At 69.5% G+C, this 18,524-nt stretch carries 19 protein-coding genes; 9 read left to right on the forward strand and 10 right to left on the reverse strand.

What is annotated here, in order from left to right; translation table 11 throughout:
• Positions 1 to 294: 294 nt before the first annotated feature.
• Positions 295 to 1,401 carry a hypothetical protein gene (locus tag ACWCPQ_RS08475; RefSeq protein ID WP_449896245.1) on the reverse strand — a complete coding sequence of 369 codons (1,107 nt, stop codon included), beginning with the start codon at positions 1,399 to 1,401 and terminating at the stop codon, positions 295 to 297.
• Positions 1,402 to 1,557: 156 nt separating this feature from the next.
• Positions 1,558 to 2,322: an IclR family transcriptional regulator gene (locus tag ACWCPQ_RS08480; RefSeq protein WP_449896247.1), complete on the reverse strand. Its 765-nt coding sequence runs from the start codon at positions 2,320 to 2,322 to the stop codon at positions 1,558 to 1,560.
• Between the two features lie 112 nt (positions 2,323 to 2,434).
• Here ACWCPQ_RS08480 and ACWCPQ_RS08485 point away from each other — a divergent pair, with 112 nt between their 5' ends.
• From ACWCPQ_RS08485 to dmpG, 3 genes are all read left to right on the forward strand, one after another.
• Entirely contained in the window at positions 2,435 to 3,283 is an 849-nt protein-coding gene (locus tag ACWCPQ_RS08485; RefSeq protein ID WP_449896248.1) for a 2-keto-4-pentenoate hydratase, read from the forward strand.
• The gene (locus ACWCPQ_RS08490) at positions 3,280 to 4,242 is read left to right on the forward strand and encodes an acetaldehyde dehydrogenase (acetylating) (RefSeq protein ID WP_449896250.1); all 963 of its coding nucleotides are present in this window, start codon (positions 3,280 to 3,282) and stop codon (positions 4,240 to 4,242) included. Before ACWCPQ_RS08485 ends, ACWCPQ_RS08490 begins: the two co-directional genes overlap by 4 nt.
• Positions 4,243 to 4,330: 88 nt before the next feature.
• Positions 4,331 to 5,374: a 4-hydroxy-2-oxovalerate aldolase gene (gene dmpG / locus ACWCPQ_RS08495; RefSeq protein WP_449896252.1), complete on the forward strand. Its 1,044-nt coding sequence runs from the start codon at positions 4,331 to 4,333 to the stop codon at positions 5,372 to 5,374.
• Between the two features lie 166 nt (positions 5,375 to 5,540).
• Here the strand turns inward: dmpG and ACWCPQ_RS08500 are convergent, their stop codons facing one another.
• Positions 5,541 to 6,119: a TetR/AcrR family transcriptional regulator gene (locus tag ACWCPQ_RS08500; RefSeq protein ID WP_449896254.1), complete on the reverse strand. Its 579-nt coding sequence runs from the start codon at positions 6,117 to 6,119 to the stop codon at positions 5,541 to 5,543.
• Between the two features lie 13 nt (positions 6,120 to 6,132).
• On the opposite strand from ACWCPQ_RS08500, the gene ACWCPQ_RS08505 reads away from it, so the two are divergent.
• The 3 genes from ACWCPQ_RS08505 to ACWCPQ_RS08515 all read left to right on the forward strand — a co-directional run bounded on the left by ACWCPQ_RS08505 (position 6,133) and on the right by ACWCPQ_RS08515 (position 8,735).
• Complete coding sequence (locus ACWCPQ_RS08505) at positions 6,133 to 6,342, forward strand: hypothetical protein (protein ID WP_449896255.1); 210 nt, start codon at positions 6,133 to 6,135, stop codon at positions 6,340 to 6,342.
• 37 nt (positions 6,343 to 6,379) lie between these two features.
• Positions 6,380 to 6,805 (forward strand): nitroreductase family deazaflavin-dependent oxidoreductase, encoded by a 426-nt coding sequence (locus ACWCPQ_RS08510; protein ID WP_449896257.1) that lies wholly within the window; start codon positions 6,380 to 6,382, stop codon positions 6,803 to 6,805.
• 172 nt (positions 6,806 to 6,977) lie between these two features.
• Positions 6,978 to 8,735, forward strand: coding sequence for a hypothetical protein (locus ACWCPQ_RS08515; RefSeq protein WP_449896258.1), 1,758 nt, complete (start codon positions 6,978 to 6,980; stop codon positions 8,733 to 8,735).
• Here ACWCPQ_RS08515 and ACWCPQ_RS08520 read toward each other — a convergent pair.
• Positions 8,698 to 9,294, reverse strand: coding sequence for a GNAT family N-acetyltransferase (locus ACWCPQ_RS08520; protein ID WP_449896260.1), 597 nt, complete (start codon positions 9,292 to 9,294; stop codon positions 8,698 to 8,700). The two genes, ACWCPQ_RS08515 and ACWCPQ_RS08520, sit on opposite strands and share 38 nt — an antisense overlap.
• A gap of 71 nt (positions 9,295 to 9,365) precedes the next feature.
• Here ACWCPQ_RS08520 and ACWCPQ_RS08525 point away from each other — a divergent pair, with 71 nt between their 5' ends.
• A complete protein-coding gene (locus ACWCPQ_RS08525; RefSeq protein WP_449896262.1) occupies positions 9,366 to 9,995 on the forward strand; it encodes a TetR/AcrR family transcriptional regulator in 630 nt (209 codons plus the stop codon).
• 25 nt (positions 9,996 to 10,020) lie between these two features.
• Here ACWCPQ_RS08525 and ACWCPQ_RS08530 read toward each other — a convergent pair whose 3' ends face one another.
• Positions 10,021 to 10,815 (reverse strand): thioesterase family protein, encoded by a 795-nt coding sequence (locus ACWCPQ_RS08530; RefSeq protein ID WP_449896264.1) that lies wholly within the window; start codon positions 10,813 to 10,815, stop codon positions 10,021 to 10,023.
• Between the two features lie 156 nt (positions 10,816 to 10,971).
• On the opposite strand from ACWCPQ_RS08530, the gene ACWCPQ_RS08535 reads away from it, so the two are divergent.
• Together ACWCPQ_RS08535 and ACWCPQ_RS08540 are read left to right on the forward strand one after the other, a co-directional pair.
• Positions 10,972 to 11,628 carry a GntR family transcriptional regulator gene (locus ACWCPQ_RS08535; protein ID WP_449896266.1) on the forward strand — a complete coding sequence of 219 codons (657 nt, stop codon included), beginning with the start codon at positions 10,972 to 10,974 and terminating at the stop codon, positions 11,626 to 11,628.
• Entirely contained in the window at positions 11,625 to 12,824 is a 1,200-nt protein-coding gene (locus ACWCPQ_RS08540) for an MFS transporter (protein WP_449896268.1), read from the forward strand. Before ACWCPQ_RS08535 ends, ACWCPQ_RS08540 begins: the two co-directional genes overlap by 4 nt.
• Before the next feature lie 11 nt (positions 12,825 to 12,835).
• Here ACWCPQ_RS08540 and ACWCPQ_RS08545 read toward each other — a convergent pair whose 3' ends face one another.
• The 5 genes from ACWCPQ_RS08545 to ACWCPQ_RS08565 form a co-directional block, all read right to left on the reverse strand.
• The gene (locus ACWCPQ_RS08545; RefSeq protein WP_449896270.1) at positions 12,836 to 14,050 is read right to left on the reverse strand and encodes an NAD(P)/FAD-dependent oxidoreductase; all 1,215 of its coding nucleotides are present in this window, start codon (positions 14,048 to 14,050) and stop codon (positions 12,836 to 12,838) included.
• A gap of 83 nt (positions 14,051 to 14,133) precedes the next feature.
• The gene (locus tag ACWCPQ_RS08550; protein ID WP_449896272.1) at positions 14,134 to 14,607 is read right to left on the reverse strand and encodes an RrF2 family transcriptional regulator; all 474 of its coding nucleotides are present in this window, start codon (positions 14,605 to 14,607) and stop codon (positions 14,134 to 14,136) included.
• Between the two features lie 80 nt (positions 14,608 to 14,687).
• Positions 14,688 to 16,028 (reverse strand): glucarate dehydratase, encoded by a 1,341-nt coding sequence (gene gudD / locus ACWCPQ_RS08555; protein ID WP_449896274.1) that lies wholly within the window; start codon positions 16,026 to 16,028, stop codon positions 14,688 to 14,690.
• Positions 16,025 to 17,425, reverse strand: a complete 1,401-nt coding sequence (locus tag ACWCPQ_RS08560; protein ID WP_449896276.1) for an MFS transporter — start codon at positions 17,423 to 17,425, stop codon at positions 16,025 to 16,027. Before ACWCPQ_RS08560 ends, gudD begins: the two co-directional genes overlap by 4 nt.
• A gap of 124 nt (positions 17,426 to 17,549) precedes the next feature.
• A complete protein-coding gene (locus tag ACWCPQ_RS08565) occupies positions 17,550 to 18,482 on the reverse strand; it encodes a LysR substrate-binding domain-containing protein (RefSeq protein ID WP_449896278.1) in 933 nt (310 codons plus the stop codon).
• Positions 18,483 to 18,524: the final 42 nt, after the last annotated feature.

Raw genomic sequence — 18,524 nt, forward strand, 5'->3', positions numbered from 1 at the left:
TGTCCCTCCGGTGCGCCGCCGTGCCGCGCGCCCCGCACCGGGGCGCGCTTTTCGGGTGTGTGCGGTCGACCGTTCGGTGGGTGTTGCCCACCGAAGATGAACGGATCCATCGCGATCCAGGTCAGCAGCTGCCGCCGCAGGACGCCAGGATCTCGGCGCGGAAGCGCGGGCATTCGGTGAAATCCTCGTAGCGGCAGTCGAGTACATGTTCCTCAACCGTTTCGACGGAGGTTCGGCGGCCTACAACCTGCCGGTGGCGAGGACGGAGGTGTCCGTACCTAGCCGCGGCGGCGCCTAGGTATGCGTGCCGGAGGCCGATGGTGGGTGGACCGTGAGGAAGGCGCCCTCCACGAGGTTGCCGTTGGCGTCCTTCTCGGACAGGACGACGATCGAGGACCGGTCCGGGACCGGGTTCCAGTCGAAACCACTGTCCGATCCAGGTACCGGCCGACCGTCCGGCCTCCCGTCGGGAAGGTGTGCTTGTGTCGAGGTCTCGCCGTTCGCGCCGTGGACCGGGGCGTCGACACCGTGTCGGTGCAGGACCTCCGCGGAGCCGCTGAGCGTCGTGCCGTGGTGGCGAACCGGTCCCCAGTCTCCGGTCTCGCCGTACACGCCGTTGTTGTAGTTGCTCCGGAGTCCCGTTTGTGTGGTTCCTCCTGGGCTGCAGACGGAGTGGTACACGACATGCCCCCCGCCCTGGGCCGTGTGGATCACCCAGAAATCCGGATTGGTGACCAGATGTGTGCCCAGGGTATTGCCGTCCACGGTGAGTTCCGGCCGTTCCAACCGGTGACCGTCCATGGTGTAGGCCTCGTCGGTTTCGATGTGGAACCTGGACGGTCCGGCGTGTCCGCCGATGAGGGTCGGCCCGCCGGGACGGTCGGGATCGAACCACGGCGCGGACACCGTCCTGGTATTCGCACGGTCGATCCCCCACTGGCCGTCCTTCTCCCATTGCCGGGAGTCGTCGTCGGTGCCGACCTCGTACTGGCGATCGCCCTGCCGGTCGGCCGCTTTCGCGTACGCGGCCCGTTTGGCTTCATCGCCGTCCCTGCTGTCGAAGGACAGCCCGACCGGCATGCCCTCGTCGTCTGACAACACGCTGTAGGCGACCGAATCCGAGCGGAACCGCACAAGCGTCGGCCGGCCCGCCGCGCGCTCGGCCGCGGTCTGCAGGACCCGGCCGCGTAGCCATACCGGGGTCGGCGAGAGTTGCCGCATATCTCGTCCGACCGAGAACATGAGGCCACCGGTGCCCTCTGCGTCGATCATGCGGCGGGCGGATTCGCGGTATCCCTGGGCGACTTGCCGGATGATTTCACCGTAGGTCTGTCCGGCGCCCCGAATATTCGCCGTGAGGTCCGCGGTGCCTCGGCACAACAACCCTGCGGGCGTATGCATGGCCTCTCCTGGGTTCCGGGCGCCGATGTGTTGCTTCCGGCGAAAACAGATCGCTCGACGACGTTACCTGGAACAGCGGTGGGTCCCCCGCTGTTCCGTGGGGGTAGCGAACCCGTTGCAATGCGCCCATATCGCCGCACCGCAGCGGTATTCGGCTCACAAACGCTCCGCGCGCCGAGCCAGAATGGACGCCACACCGGCCGCTGCCGCATGGACCGATGCGGCGTGCGCCTCGGGGTTGAACCGGGCGACCGGACCGGTGACCGAAATCGCCGCGAGTGGGCGGTCGTCGGCGCTGAGGACGGGTGCGGCCACACAGACGATGCCGGTCGCGGACTCCTCGTACTCGTAGGCCAGCCCGCGTTCGACGACCTGGGTGAGTTGTGCCCGGAGCAGGCCGGGCGCGACCACGGTGCGTGGGGTGCGCCGGGTGAGCGGTCCGGCGAGGATGCGGTCGATCGTCTCGGACCCGGAGTGGGCGAGCAGTGCCTTGCCGATCGCGGTGCAGTACAGCGGCATCCGGCCGCCGATCCGGGACGGGGCCCGGGCCTGGCGGTGGCCGCCGATCTTGCTGATGTAGACCACCTCGTCGCCGTCGCGTACACCGAAATGCACCGTTTCCGAAGTGCGGGTGAACAGATCCTGCAGGAAAGGCACCGCGACCTCGAGCAGGGTTCGTTCGGTGGCCGCCCGCATGCCCAGCTCGAACAGCCCGCGGCCGAGCCGGTAGCCGTCCGGCGCCGAGCTCAGTAGCCGCGCGGCCGCGAGGTCCCGGCATATCCGGTGCACGGTGGCCTTCGGGAGACCGGTGCGCCGGGTGAGCTCGGACAGTCCCACGGCCTGATCTTCCACCCCGAACGACTCGAGGATCAGCAGCGCGCGGCCCAGGACGGAGCGCTCGTCGAGCTGATGTTCCGGCATGGCTGACTTCTTTCGCGGAGTGGTCCGTTCAGTGGACCATTTTACTGTTCAGCTGCGCTTCGAGGGTGTGCACTGGTGGCACACCCCAACGAAGAGGAGAACGGAGGTCGTGGTGGCAACCACTGTCGACAGCATCAGCGACAGCGGGCCCGGTGTCGACGAGTCGATCGTCGCGCGCGCCGCGCAACGCCTGATAACCGCCGCGGAGACGCGCCGGACCTGCGCCCCGCTGCGCGAGGGGCTGATCAGTCCGGACGATGTCGCCACCGCCTACCGGATCCAGGAGCGGTTCAACGCCGCCCGGGTGTCCCCGGAGATCACCGTGGTGGGCCGCAAGATCGGCGCCACCTCGGCGGCCGTCCAGCAGCAGCTGGGCGTGGATCAGCCCGATTTCGGGGTCCTGTTCTCCGATATGGCCTACTCCGATGGGGATGTGATCCCCATCGACCGGCTACTGCAACCCCGGGCCGAGGCCGAGATCGCGTTCGTTCTGGGCGCCGATCTCGCCGACGGGCCGCTCGATATCGAACAGTGCCGCGCGGCCGTGGCCGAGGCGGTGGCCGCACTCGAGATCGTCGACAGCCGGATCACCGACTGGAACATCTCCTTCGCCGACACCGTCGCCGACAACGCGTCCAGCGGGCTCTACGTGCTCGGGACCGAACGTCGCACCCTCGACGATTTCGAACCGGTCGACGTCACCATGAGTATGCGGATCGACGGCGAAGAGGTGTCGACCGGGAACGGCGCCGCCTGCCTCGGCGACCCTCTCAATGCCCTGTCCTGGCTCGCCCGGCAGGCCCGCACCTTCGGCGAGCCCCTGCGCGCCGGACAGGTGATCCTCTCGGGAGCGCTCGGCCCGATGCGGCCGCTGCATCCCGGCGCCACCGTCACCGCCGCCATCTCCGGCCTCGGGACGGTCACAGCTTCGTTCACCACCGCTTCGGAGGTATCCCAGTGAGTGACAACAACACACGCACCAAGGTCGCGATCATCGGATCGGGCAATATCGGCACGGACCTGATGATCAAGGTCCTGCGCCATTCCCGGTTCCTGGAGATGGGCGCCATGGTCGGTATCGACCCGGAATCCGACGGCCTGGCCCGGGCCGCCCGGCTGAAGGTGCCCACCACCCACGAAGGGGTGGAGGGCCTGATCGCGCTGCCGAACTTCGACGAGATCGAGATCGTCTTCGACGCGACCTCGGCCAAGGCGCACAAACAGAACCACGAGCGGCTGGCGCCCCTGGGTAAACGCCTCATCGACCTGACCCCCGCCGCGATCGGCCCGTTCGTAGTGCCGGCGGTGAACCTCGAGGAACACCTCGGCGCGCCGAACGTGAACATGGTGACCTGTGGTGGTCAGGCGACGATTCCGATCGTGGCCGCGGTGTCGCGAGTGGTTCCGGTGCCCTATGCCGAGATCGTGGCTTCCATCGCCTCGAAATCCGCCGGTCCCGGAACCCGCGCCAATATCGACGAGTTCACCGAGACCACCGCGCACGCCATCGAGACCGTCGGCGGCGCCGAACGCGGTAAGGCGGTGATCATCCTGAATCCGGCCGAACCGCCACTGATCATGCGCGATACGGTCTTCTGCCTGGTGAATGCCCCCGACGCGGATTCGCACGAGCAGATCAAGGCCTCGGTGGTGAAGATGGTCGACGATGTCGCGGCCTACGTCCCGGGCTACCGGTTGAAGCAGGAAGTGCAGATCGATCCGATTCCGGCGGACCAGCCGGTGCACACCCTGCTGGCCAAGGACAATGTCGCGTTCCCGACCCATCGGGTATCGGTGTTCCTGGAGGTCGAGGGGGCGGCGCACTATCTCCCCGCCTACGCCGGCAATCTCGACATCATGACCTCGGCCGGACTGCAGGTCGCCGAGCGGATCGCCCAGAACACCCAGCAGCCGGCATGAGCCACAGCACGAGCGGGTTCGGCCGCCGCCACGGCATGCCGGCCGATCGCCGGTATCACTCTTGCCAGACAGACAAGGAGAACGCACGATGAGCTCGCCCGAAGCCGTGCCGACCGTTTTCGTCCAGGACGTGACCCTGCGCGACGGTATGCACGCTATCCGGCACCGGATCACCCCGGAGAACGTGGGGAAGATCGTGGCGGCGCTCGACGCCGCGGGTGTCGACGCCATCGAGGTCGCGCACGGTGACGGACTCGCCGGGGGTTCGGTCAACTACGGGCCGGGTTCGCACAGCGACTGGACCTGGCTCGAGGCCGCCGCCGCGAGCCTGAAGAACGCGCGGCTGACCAGCCTGCTGCTACCCGGTGTCGGCACCGCCGAGGATCTGCGCCGCGCCTGGGGACTGGGGGTGCGTTCGGTACGCGTCGCCACCCACTGCACCGAGGCCGATGTCGCCGCCCAGCACATCGCCACCGCCCGCGAGATCGGGATGGATGTCTCGGGCTTCCTGATGATGAGCCATATGGCCGAGCCCGCACAGCTGGCGGCGCAGGCCAAGCTGATGGAGAGCTACGGGGCGCACTGCGTCTACGTCACCGATTCCGGTGGCCGGCTCACCATGAACGGTGTGCGCGACCGGATCCTGGCCTACCGGGACGTACTCGATCCGAGCACCGAACTCGGCATCCACGCGCACGAGAACCTGTCGTTGTCGGTGGCCAATTCGGTGGTGGCCGTGGAGAACGGGGTGACCCGGGTCGATGCCTCGCTCGCCGGGCACGGCGCGGGCGCGGGCAACACCCCCATCGAGGCGTTCGTCGCGGTCGCGGATGTACTGGGCTGGAAGCACGGCTGTGATGTGTTCGCGCTCCAGGACGCTGCCGACGATCTGGTCCGGCCGCTCCAGGACCGGCCGGTGCGGGTGGACCGGGAGACGCTCACTCTCGGCTACGCGGGTGTGTACTCGAGCTTCCTGCGGCACGCGGAAGCGGCGAGCGAACGGTACGGCATCGATGTCCGCACATTGCTCATGGAAGCCGGGCGGCGCCGGTTGGTGGGTGGGCAGGAGGACATGATCGTCGATATCGCGCTGACCATGCTGGCCGAGCAGAAGGCCGGACAGCCGGCCTGATCTGCCCGTAACCGCTGCGGCGGACTGTCGCGAGGTGCCGGGACCGTGTTTCGGGGCCATTCGAACGAAAGCTGGGGCGTCCGGTGTGACCGGGCGCCCCGGTTCTTGTTTCCGGCGTCCTATGATGCGCGAAAGCGGCTGTGCGACAAGCTCTGTGCGCCGGTCTTCAGGCCTCGGTGCCGTCCGCACCCCCGTGGGCGATCTCGTGGAAGGCCGGGCGCAAGAGCGCCACGATGCGGTCGGGGTCGGCGTCCTCGACCGAGTCCAAGTGCAGCAGGTGCCTGCTGATGACGACGCCTATGGTGATCGCGCCGAGTAATCCCGCACGTAGTTCCGCGTCGTCGGGACCCAGATATGCGGCGGCTTGGCGTTGCCGGGCGGACATGGCCGCGCGCACGTTCTCGGCGGTATCGGAGTGGGTGAGCATGGTCCGGAGGGCGGCCAGGGTCGCGATATCGGGTTCGCCGTCGATCTTCGCCGCGAGGGCCGAGAGCAGTTGTTCGGCCGCCTGCTCCGGGGTGCCGCTGACCGGGGCGTCGGGTTCGGGGACCGCTACCTGCGCGAACAGCTCCTCTTTCGACCCGAAATATCTCATCACCAGGCTCGGGTCGGTCTCCGCGGCGGTCGCGACGGCGCGGATGGTGGTGCGCTCGTAGCCGGTCTCGGCGAACAGGCGGGTGGCCGCGCGCACTATGCGCTCCTGGGTGCGGCGTCGCTGTTCGGGTGAGGAGTTTCCCGATGTCACCGGAAACGCGCCCGTGCGGAACGCGGTGGCGGGAACGCTCGGCTTCGTCATCGCGGCGCTGCTGGGATATTGGGCCGATTTTCCCGCACATCCATGGGCGGCATTCGCGGCATCGAGTGCCGGCGCGCTCGGCATGGCTGTTTTCCACGGGTTGCGCGGGGCATTCTGGTTGAACCGGGTGCTGGGCAAACCGAACCCCGCCCCGGCCGTCGCGCACCGCTGATCGGCGCGACGCGCAACCCGATGCGGAGGACGCAGCCATGGCCGCCTGGGACGACGAGGTCATCGAGGAATTTCGTGCGGGGGAGGGGCGGGTCGGTGGGCCTTTCGCGGGCTTCGACCTGCTCCTGCTCACCACGATCGGTGCGAAATCCGGCCTACCGCACACGAAACCGGTGCTGTATCTGCGAGACGGCGATCGGCTGGTGATCGTCGCCTCGAATGCCGGTGCACCCCGGAACCCGGCCTGGTTCCACAACCTCCGTGCGCATCCGGCGGTATCGGTACAGGTGGGAGTCGAACTCTTCGAAGCCGACGCCGAGGTCATCGACGCCGGACCCGAACGCGATCGCCTGCACGGCGCGATGGTTGCGATACTGCCCGCGCTGGCCGAGTACGAGCAGTCGGCCGGCCGGGTGGTACCGGTGGTCGCCCTCACCCGGCGGCTCCCCGGGGATACCGAATAGCGGGTGCTCGACCCGGGGCGAGGTACCGGGAATCGCCCGATTCCCGATATCGGAACCCTGATCTGCCCCGGCGGTTCGGCCCGGACGGGTGGCCGCGTCAATAAAAGCGGGCGGCCCGTAAGGAGCCCGTCAGGGCTCGGGCCGGGGCGATTCTCCGGAAATAGCGTGCCCTGTGGGCATTTTCGGTTTCTCCTGGGCCGACGGCGGGGCGTTCGTCGGCGGTGCGCTCGGCGGAGCCCTGCTGGGACCGCCCGGCGCGATGCTCGGATCGGCGGCCGGTTCCTTCGCCGGTGCCACCTGGGGCGATGACAAGGGCACCGGCGCCGCGCTGGAGGAAGCCGTCGTCGCCGGGATCGGTGCGGCGGGCGGGGCCTGGGCGACCGACCTCGCGGGGGTACTGCTGCGCGACGGGATCACCTCGGCTGCCGCGCGGACCTTGTCCGCCGGGGCCGCGCGGCGGGTCGACCGGGTCGCGAGCAAGGTGCTGCTGCCCTGGAACGGCTACGGCGGCGGACCCGTCGCCGCCTTCGGCGGCGCCATCGGCGGATACGAGGTTTCGGCGCAGGCGCGGCCGCCGGTGCAGATCGCCACCACCGATATCGGCAACGGCGGCTGTCCGGTGCGGATGGCGAATCTGCGGATGCCGGCGGAGCTCACCGGCCCGGTGGGCGAGATGTATCGCGATCTGCCCGGCTATCTGTGCGAGGTCTGGCGCAGCTTCGGGACCGGTCCGGGTAAAGCGCCGCCCGCTCCGGAACTTCCGGCGGAGCTACCCGGTGCCGACGCCGGTATCGCCGAATACGCCGCGCGGGCCCGGCGCCTGAACGCGATGACAGCCGGTTTCGCGGAACTCGACGCGCGTGCGGTGGAGCTGATCGCGAGCGGTGCCCGCCGAATCTCCGACGACGGGCGGACGGCGGTCGGTTCGCTCATCGACACGGTGAACATCCGGGCCGCGCAGACGCCGCAGTCCGGTATTTCGGCGCAGAACCACGCCTTGGACCTGCTCGACGACGCTTTCGGCCGGGGCCGGCAGATCCTCGCCCAGGCCGTGGCCGCGAGCGACCGGGTGGCCGGGCGGGTAGCGGATCTCACCGGCGAACTGGCCGCCCTGCGCACGGAATTCGACGACTACCGGAAAGAAGACATCTACCGGAAAGGGCAGGAGGGCCTGCCCCGGCCCGTACTGCCCACCGCGCCGCTCGTTCCACCCGAGCGACCCTTCGCGCCGGTGCCATCCGCCGCGCCCCCGGTCGTGCTCTGTGCCGCGCCGGCGGCGTCCTCCGCCGTGGCCGCGCCGGGCAGTGCGGCCGCCGGGAGTTCGCCGGTGCCGGCCGCGCCTCTGCAAGTCGGCGCACCGGTATCCGTTCCGCGGCCGCCAGAACCACCACCGGCCCGCTCCGGCACGGGAAATATCGTCGCGGCTACGGGAGCGGCGACTCCGCGCACTACACCGTGGACCGGCCGGAGCGCGCCCGGTCGCCCGGCCGGCTCGCGCTCCGCGGAATGTGATGTGCGAAAGGCGGATTCCGCCGCGCCGACCCTCGAGATACCCGGGTGGGTCGTGCCGTCTTTCGTTCCGGCAGCTTGGTCCGGAGCCGGAGCCGGAGCCGGAGCCGGAGCCGGAGCCGGAGCCGCGAGCGGGACTGTGGGACCGAGCGGTTCTGCCCCGGCGACGCCCGGGCGCGCGCTGTGGACGACAACTCCCGTCGCGCCGCCGGTCGCGGTGGGTGCCCTACCCGTTGGTCCGTGGGGGATCCCCGCGGCGGTCGGTCGTGCCCGCACCGCGGGCGGCACCGCGCGGGAGTTCGGCACTGTCGGTCCCGGAGCTCGGCCGACGGACGCCGGACCGTACGAGGCCGACGCCGACGAACTGCCGGGTACCTTCTGCGTCACTCGTGTGTTCGCCGGGCACGAACCTCCCCGCTAGCGTCATCGTTGCTGCGCGAAGGCGAGCCTGTGCTTCCGCCGGCTCGGCCGCACAACTCGCGTGACCAGTTCTGGCCGACGAGGTCACGGCCGAAACTGTGATGGCGGTATTCGTCGTCGAGTTCGAATCCGGCGGCCCGGTAGATCCGGCGCGCCGCGGTGAGCACATCGTTGGTCCAGAGGGTGATCCTGCGGTAGCCGCTGGTGCGTGCGAAGTCCAGGCAGGTGGTGACCAGTCGGCCACCCAGGCCGTGCCCGCGGGCTTTCGGGTCCACCAGCAGGATCCGCAGTTGCGCGGTTTCGTTGTCGGCACGGGTGCACAGCACGCACCCGACCCGTTCACCGTCGAGGGTGGCGATCCAGCCGGCTTCGCTGCCGGGGTCGTGCTCGGCCGCGTAATCGGCGACGATCCGGGCCACGAGCGCTTCGAAGCCGCTGTCCCAGCCGAACTCGGTGGCATAGAGCTCACCGTGCGCCTGCACCATCCAGCCCAGATCGCCCGGCTGCCCGAGCGGGCGGATCACCGGGCCGGGTCGGTCGCCGGCGTCTGTCTCGATCATGTCCGTCCTCCGGATACGGCATGGGCTGCCCACCACTGAAACGACTGTTTCAGTGGTGTCAGAATGCACGTATGGCGGATACGGACGCAACTCCCTCGGCCCGGCAGGCCGAACTTCTCGAAGCGGCCTATCGGTACGTACTGGCGCACGGGCTGGCGGAGATGTCGCTGCGACCGCTGGCGACGGCGATCGGGACCAGTCCACGGGTCCTGCTGTACCTGTTCGGCAGCAAGGAGAACCTGGTCCGGGCGCTGCTCGCCCGGGCCCGGACCGAAGAACTCGCGGTGCTGGCCGCCGTCGATATGCCCACGGCGGACCCGCCACCCGATCGCCTGCCGCGGGTGGCGGCGGCGCTGTGGACCTGGTTGTCCGACCCCGCCCGCCGCGCTCTGCTCACCCTGTGGCTGGAGGGTTACGTCCGGTCTCTGGTCGAACCGTCGGGTCCGTGGGCCGAGTTCGCCCGGGAAACCGTCGCCGACTGGCTGGCGGTGCTGGCCGCAGCGCAGCCCGCCGGTATCCGGGACACCGACGCGGGCCGGGCCGAACGCACCCGGGTGCTCGCGATACTGCGCGGCGCGTTGATCGACCTGCTCGCGACAGGCGCGGACGACCGAGTGGGCGCGGCGGTCCGGCGCGAGTTCGGCGAACCGGCCGTGGCGAGGGCCGGGATCGAACACACCGGCACCCCGGCGGGCGGATAGGTCCGCGCGAGAGACCGCGCAGTGGTCAGCGTGGGCCGAGGAAGAGGGTCTGGGTGCTGCGGCCCAGCGGGCCCTTCTCGTCGAAGAGCGCGGATTCGGCCAGGCCGATCCCGTGCGGCTGCGGGAGAGTGACGGCGTCGAGGCAGACCCATTCACCGGCCGGCTGGCGGTGCAGGGTCACGGTGAGATCGGTGTTGATGAACAGGTAGCGGTCCCAGTCGAGTACCGCGCTCACCCCGTTACCGGAATCGGCGGCGGCGAGGGTGCGCTCCAGCGGGCTGGGCGTCGTACCCGCGACGATCGGGTATTTCAAGCGGATCCAGCACACGGCCGGGCCGGGTTCGCGGAAGGAGCCGGTGACGTACCGATATTCGATCCCGGTGTGGAAGCCCACCTTCTGGGTGGAGGGGAACGGTTCGGGCCCGGGAGTCCGATCGGGTCCGGGCCGGGCTCCGGTCGGTAGCAGGTGTTCGGGGATCTCCAGTTCGGGATCGGCCAGTTTGAACCGCCAGGCGTTCGCGCGCATCACCGGGCCGCGGTCGCTGGCGAGTGTCGCTTCGACGAGTTCCACGCTGCGTCCCGGGCGGACGAGGCGTGCTCGCGCGGTGAGCGGGGCCAGCGGGACCGGGCCGAGGATCTCCACGGCGACGCGGCCGACCTGGAAACCCGGTCGTGGTTCGCACCGCTCGATCACGTGGCCGAGCAGGGCCGACGGCGGTCCGGCGTGCTGGGCGTCCGGCGACCACGGGCCGCGGGTGAGCTCGGTGGAGACGAATCGCTCGGGGTCCGCCGGATCGGGCAGGTAGAAGGCCTCGTTCATATCGTCGTCCGTTCTTCCGCACGGTGGCCGCGCCGGCTGTTCGATCTTCGTCCCGACCGTACCGCCGGGTCGGAACCCGCCGGCGGCCGCATCCGCGCGGGCACAACGAGTGCATGCTTGCATGCAAGGTTGTATCTATCAGATACAGTGGCTGACGTGCAGACTTCCTCGTTCCCCGCCGAAACCCCCGGACAGAGTGCGGCCGACCGCGCCTACCGGCTCACCAAGGAACTCGTACTCTCCGGTGAACTCCCCGGCGGTCATCTGTTCAGCGAGACCGAGATCGCCGGCCGGCTCGGGCTCAGCCGGACACCGGTACGGGAGGCGTTCGTCCGGTTGCAGGCCGAGGAACTGCTCACCCTGGTACCCAAACGAGGTGCCATCGTGGCTCCGGTCCCGCCGGGCGAGGCCGAGGATGTGCTGGACGCGCGGGAAGCCATCGAGACAGCGGCCGTTCGCCGGTTGCTGCGCACCCCCGAAAAGGTCCCGGCCGCACTCGCCCGGATGCGGGACGCGCTGGAGGTCCAGCGTGGATACGCCGAGCTCGGAGATCTGAACGCCTTCGCCGAGGCCGACGAGCTCTTCCACCGCACGCTGGTCGCGGCCGGGGACAACGCGCTGCTCATCCGCTTCTACACCGGCCTGGCCGATCGGCAGCGCCGGATGAACGTGGCCGCCCTGGGGCCGGTGCCGGGCCATACCCCCGTGGTGCTGCATGAGCACGGTGACCTGATCGCGATCATCGAATCGGGTGACGAGGCCGCGTTCGCCACCGCGCTGCGCGCGCACCTGGACGGGACCCACCGGCGATGAAGCCGGGTTCGTGGCGCGGCGCGGTGGCGGCGATCTTCGTCTGCGCCTGGGGCGGTAACCAGTTCACGCCGCTGCTGGTGATGTACCGGGAGGCGGGTTGTTCCGCGCTCACGGTGAACGTGCTGCTGGGTGCCTATGTATTCGGTCTGGTGCCCGGCCTGTTGCTCAGCGGATCGCTGTCGGCGCGGTTCGGCCGGCGGCCGGTGGCGGTCGCCGGGGTGGTGGCCTCCCTCGCAGCCGGTCCACTGTTGGCGGCCGGAGTGTACGGCGTGGGCTGGATCGCGGCCGGCCGCCTGGTCTCCGGATTCGGTGTGGCCGTCGCGATGGCGGTGGGCACCACTTGGGTCACCGAACTCGCCGCATGTAGCGGCAGCGGCCCGGCGGCGGGAGCACGGCGGGCCGCGCTCTGGCTGACCCTCGGCTTCGGTTTCGGCGCGGGCGTGGCCGGATTGCTCGCGCAGTTCGGGCCTGCCCCGATGGTCCTGCCCTACTTCGTGCATGTACTGCTGGCTGCGGCCGTGCTGCCCGCGGTGCTGCGGACCCCGGAGACGCGCGCCGCCGGTACGGGGACGGGCGGCCGCTTCTCGGGGCTGCGCCATCCGCGTTTCCGGCGGGTCGTGCTACCGATGGCGCCGTGGATCTTCGGCTCGGCCGGGGTGGCCTACGCGGTCATGCCGCAGTTGGTGAGCGACCGCGTCGGCGAGTGGGGCCTGATCTATTCGACGACGATCACGGTCGCCACCCTCACGGTCGGGGTGCTGGTGCAACCCTTCGCCAAACGGCTCGACCGGACCACCAGCGCGCGCGGGGTGGTGGTGTCCATGTCGGTACTGCCCGCCGGACTGGTGGTCAGCGTGCTCGCCGCGATCGTGCGCTCGCCCGTCCTGGCCTTGGCCGCGGCGCTGGCGCTGGGGTGCGCATACGGTATCGCGCTGGTTTCCGGTCTGCTCGAACTACAGCGGCTGGCCGCGCCGGACGAACTGGCCGCACTCACCGGAGCCTATTACGCGCTGGCCTATCTCGGATTCCTGCTGCCGTCGCTGCTGAGCCTGCTCAGCCCCGCCGCCGGTTATCCCGTACTGCTGGGCGGACTGGTGCTGGTGGCACTGTCGGGAACCACGGTCATCGCATGGCATTCGCGGGCGCATCTGCCCACCGCCGCCGTACCGGACCGGGAGCTGGTCGCCGCGCGGTGAGGGCCGCCGGTTCAGGCGCCGGAGGCGGTGATCTGCCGGACCGAGAACCGGTAGTCGGCCTGCCGCAGCAGTTCGGCCGGATCGTCGGTGGGCGGATAGATCCAGAGCTCGTTCACCTTGCGCTTGCGCGCTTTGGCGGTCTCCCCGGTCGCCACCACCCGGCGGTCCCAGCCCTCGGTGAACAGGGCCCCGGCGGTACCGAGGTCGAGGCAGGTCACATACGGTGCCGGCGCGAAGGGAACGGACGGGAGTCCGAGCAGATCGGCGGCGGCGTTGTGGCCCGCGAATTTACCGAGTTGGAGCGCGTGCTGGCAGCACTGCAACACCTGTTGCCCGGGTTCGGCCGGCGCGGCGGCGGTATCGCCGGCGGCGTACACGCCGGGCACCCCGACGACCCGCAGTCGCTCGTCGACTTCCAGCCGGCCCAGCCGATCGCGGCCGGCCGGGATTTCGGCGGTGAGCGGGCTCGCCTGGACGCCGGCGGTCCAGATCACCGTGCGGGCCGCGAGCCGGGACCCGTCGGAGAGGACGACTCCCGCGGGCTCCACCGCGGCCGCGCTCACGCCCAGCCGTAACTCCACGCCGAGGGCGGCCAGCGCTTCGAGGATCCGCGGGCGGGGGCCGGGGCCGAGATCGGGGCCGACGGTATCGGCGCGTTCGACGAGGACGATCCGGACCTGCTCGTCCAGGGCCCGGGGCAGCGCGCCGAGCCGATCGACCAGCTCGGTGGCGATCTCGAGCCCGGTGAAACCGGCCCCGACGACCACCGCCGTCAGGCGGCCCTCGCCCCGGGGGAGGCCGTCCAGGCTGCGCAGATGTTCGTCCAGTTCCGTTGCGGTGGAAATGGTGTCCACGTCGAACAGTAGATCGGCGCCGGGCACGGTGGGTTCGACCAGCCGGCTCCCGGTGGCCAGGATCAACCGTTCCCACTCGATCTCGCGTGCACCGCCATCGCGTTCGGTGACGGTGACGGTCCGGCGCGCGGTGTCGATCCCGGTCGCGGCCGCCGCGATCCGCCGGACACCGACGGGACCGAGGATACGATCCAGTGGTATTCGCATCCGATCCGGCCGGGCTTGGTAGAGGCGTGGCCGGATCACCAGATCGTCGCCGGGAGCGATGAGAGTGACGGGTAGCTCCCGTCCGGCCGCGCGAGCGACCCGGACCGCGGCAGCCGCGCTCCACACTCCGGCGAACCCGCCGCCCAATATCACCGTTCCGGTCATGGCTCCTCCTGAGAATAATCGGGATATCAAATGTCTCTATTCGGGCCCCGCGACAGCCCGGCGCGCGACCCCGGCCCCGCCGATCAGGGGTCGGCGAATCCCTGCCGGGTGCGCTCCACGGAGCTGGCCGGTGCCGCGGCCGCGAGGTCGGCGATGGTCCGGTCGGCGAGCTCACGCCGCCATGCCAGCTCCGCGCGCCGCATGGTCAGCGCGATACCGCACGGCCGGGTGAACTCCGCGCCCGTGGCGCGCCCGCTGCCGCCACGCTGCCGGATCTCGGTGCAGCGGAAGGGATCCACCCCACCCTCGACAGCGGTGACCACCTCGAGCACCGTGATCCGTTCCGCCGGCCGGGCGAGACCGAACCCGCCCCGCACGCCCGGGGTGGAGGTGAGGATTCCGGCGCGGACCAATGCCTGCAACCGCTTCTTCAAGTACTCGACCGGCAGGTCGAACCAGGCGGCCAGCCGAGCGATCGGGACCGGCCACCGATCGTCGAGCCAGGTCAGCGTCACGCAGCAGTGCAGGCTCCATTCGACGCCCTCGCCCATCTTCATAACAGGGATATTAACTATCCCTGTTTATTCGCCGCAAGAGGGCGGGGCGGGGCCGGCCCGCGTGGGGCCGGCCCGCGGCCTCAGCGGTGCAGAGCGGGCCGCTTGCTGTCGAACTGCCAGCCGGGGATCAGGTACTGCATGGTCGCGGCATCGTTGCGCTCGCCCAGCCCCTCCGTCAGATAGAGCTCATGGGCGGCCGCCACCCGCTCCTCGTCGAGGTCCACACCGAGGCCGGGCCGCTGCGGCAGGCTCAGCGCGCCGTCGACGATCCGATACGGGTCGCGGGTGATGCGCTGACCGTCCTGCCAGATCCAGTGGGTGTCGATCGCGGTGATCTCGCCGGGCGCGGCGGCCGCGACCTGAGTGAACATGGCCAGCGATACATCGAAATGGTTGTTGGAATGCGAACCCCAGGTCAGTCCCCAGGCGGCACAGAGCTGCGCGACCCGCACCGATCCCGCCATCGTCCAGAAATGCGGGTCGGCCAGCGGAATGTCCACGGCTCCGGTGCGGACGGTATGCCCGAGTTCGCGCCAATCGGTCGCGATCATATTGGTCGCCGTGGGCAGGCCGGTCGCCCGTTTGAACTCGGCCATCACCTCACGGCCGGAGAACGACCCCTCCGGGCCGACCGGGTCCTCGGCGTAGGCGAGGACATCGGTGAGTTCCCGGCACAGCGGGACAGCCTCGCGCAGCAGCCAGCCGCCGTTCGGGTCGAGGGTGATCCGGGCGTCCGGGAACTCCTCGGCCAGTGCGCGGACGGCAGCGGCTTCCTCGGTGCCCGGCAGGACACCGCCCTTCAGCTTGAAATCGCGGAACCCGTAGCGCGCCCGCGCGGCCCGGGCCAGCGCGACGATCGCGTCCGGGGTGAGGGCTTCCTCGTGCCGCAGCCGGGTCCACTCGTCGGCGTCGGCGGGCTCGTCCGCGCCGGACCGATACGGGAGATCGGTGCGCGCGCGGTCGCCGACGAAGAAGAGATAACCGAGCGCCGGTACCCGGTCTCGCTGCACCCCCTCGCCCAGCAGGGCGGCGACCGGAACCTCCAGGTACTGGCCGAGCAGATCCAGCAGTGCCGACTCCACCGCTGTCACGGCGTGCACGGTGACCCGCAGATCGAAGGTCTGGTTTCCCCGCCCGCCCTCATCGCGGGCGGCGAACGTGCGCCGGATATCGGCCAGTACCGCGTGGTATCCGCCGACGGCGCGGCCGATCACCAGATCACGCGCCTCGGTCAGGGTGGCCCGGATCCGCTCGCCGCCCGGCACTTCACCGACGCCGGTCCGTCCGTCGGAATCGGTGAGGATCACCAGATTGCGGGTGAAGTAGGGGGCGTGCGCGCCGCTGAGGTTGAGCAGCATACTGTCGTGCCCCGCGATGGGGACGACACGCATCTCGGTGATACGAGGGGTGCGGGTGGTCATGAACTCTTCTCCAGGGTGGTGACTGCGGCGGTGCCGCCGATATCGGGCGCCGGGCGGGATTCGGGCGTTGCGGGTTCCACGGAGATCGGGACGGCCGCGGCGTCCGCGTGCGTCCTGCGGATCAGCAGGACCGAGGCCGCGGCCAGGACGGAGGCGGCGGCGAGCGCGTACAGACCCCAGGTGACCTCACCGGTCGCGGATTTGATCAGGCCGAACCCGTAGGGCGCCACGAATCCGCCCAGATTGCCGAGGGAGTTGATGATGGCGATGGCGGGTGCCAGGACCAGGGGGTGCAGGCCGGACTGGGGGATCGACCAGAACAGCGGGCTGGCGCTCTTGAAGCCCATGGCGGCGACGCACAGGAATACGAGGGCGAGCCACGGGGAGGCGATGGCGGCGAGATAGGTGCCGACCGCCGCGGTGAGCAGCGCGATGATGAGCAGCGGCCGCCGGTTGCCGGTACGGTCGCCGACGCGCGCCGAGGCATACATCGCGCCCACCGCGCAGATCCACGGCAATGAGGAGAGCAGGCCGACGGTCACATCGTTCAGGCCGTCGATCCGGCGAATGATCGAGGGCAGCCAGAACGTATTCGCGTAGATCGACAATTGGATGGCGAAATAGATCCAGCAGAAGAGCACCAGCTTCGGATCGAGCAGCATGCGCCACCGCGATGTCTTGTGCGCGACTCCGGAATCGGCGGCTTTGGCGATCTCTTCGGCCGAGATGGTGTCGACGAGCGCTTTCTTCTCGCCCGCGGTCAGCCATTTCGCATCCTCTATACGCGAGTCGAGGAACGCGTAGGCGATGATCCCGACGATCACCGAGACCGTTCCCTCGATTCCGAACATCCACTGCCATCCGTGCAGTCCCAGGGCGTCGTCGAGGGAGAGCAGCGGACCCGACAGCGGTCCGGATACGGCCGCGGCGACCGAGGAGCCCGCGACGAACAGTGCGGTGGCCCGGCCGCGATGGCTGTTCGGCAACCATTTGGCCAGGTAGAAGATGACCGCCGGGAAGAATCCCGCCTCGGCCGCGCCGAGCAGGAAGCGCAGCACGTAGAACATGGTCGCGTTCTGGACGAACATCATGGCGGCCGAGACCAGGCCCCAGCTGACCATGATCCGGGTGAGCCAGATCCGGGCGCCGTACTTCTCCATCATCACATTGCTCGGCAGTTCGAACAGTGCGTAGGCGATGAAGAAGACGCCTGCTCCGAAACCGTAGGCGGCGGCCCCGATGCCGATATCGGCCTCGAGATATTCGCGGGCGTAGCCGATATTGGAACGGTTGATCTGATTGCAGATCAACATGAAGATGAACAGCGGTACGACGCGTCGAAAGAATTTCGACACAGCGGTTTCCAGCTCCGCCGTCGGCTGTCGAGTGAACGACATCGTCCACTCCTTTCGGTCGAACCACCACCGCGCTACGCAGTGCCGTGGGAATACGTCTGAGGCCGGGTGACTCGCCTCACAGCACCGAATGTAGAGACCTCGGGTGATTCCGGTCCAACACCAATTACGGATGAATCGATACAGGATGGGTATCGGAGATGGCGAGGCTCGCGCCGTCCGCGCCGGCCAACTCCGCCATCAGGCGGGTGAAGGCGGGATTCTCGTTGCCCTGCCGCCAGACCAGATCGAGCTCGACCCGGGTATCTACTCCCTGTAGCGGCCGGTAGATCACATGATCGAACCGCATGCCGGTGGCCGATTCGGGCACCAGCGCCACGCCCCAGCCCAGGTTCACCAGCGCGAGAATGCTGTGGATCTGGGTCATGTACTGGGTGATCACCGGGATCACGGCCGCCGCGTGCAGGACGGTGGTGATCAGATCGTGGAAATAGCGCGCCTCGACCGGCGCGTGCATCACCATGTCGACGCCGTGCAGCGCGGTGACCGGAACGGCTCCGTCACCGGCCGCGAGTGGGTGGTCCGCGGGCAGTGCCGCGATCAGTCCCTCGCGGACGAAGGTGCGGGTGCTCAGATCCGGTCGCGCGATCGGCGGGCGCACCATGCCGAGGTCGAGCGCACCCTCGGAGAGGGCCTCCACCTGGTCCATCGTCACCATTTCGCGCAATTCCACATCGACGTCGGGTAGTGCGGCCCGTGTCGCGGTGAGCACCCGGGGCAGCCCGGAGTGCACACTCGCGCCGGTGAAGCCCAGGCGCAGCACCCCGCCGGTGCCGGCCGAGACGCGGCGCACCGCGAGCGCCGCCCGCTCGGCCTGCTGGAGCAGACGGCGGGCGTCGAGCAGGAAGGCGCGCCCGGCGCGGGTGAGTTTCACGGTGCGGTTGGAGCGATCGAACAGTTCGGCGCCGACCTCCTTCTCCAGCAGCTGGATCTGCCGGCTCAGCGGCGGCTGCGTCATGCGCAGGCGTTCCGCCGCCCGGCCGAAATGCAACTCCTCGGCCACCGCGACGAAATGGGTGAGCTGGACAAAAGTGAACATCCGATACCGACCTTGTATTGATAGATATGTAATCAGTGTTGG

This window comes from Nocardia sp. NPDC001965, from assembly GCF_053594175.1.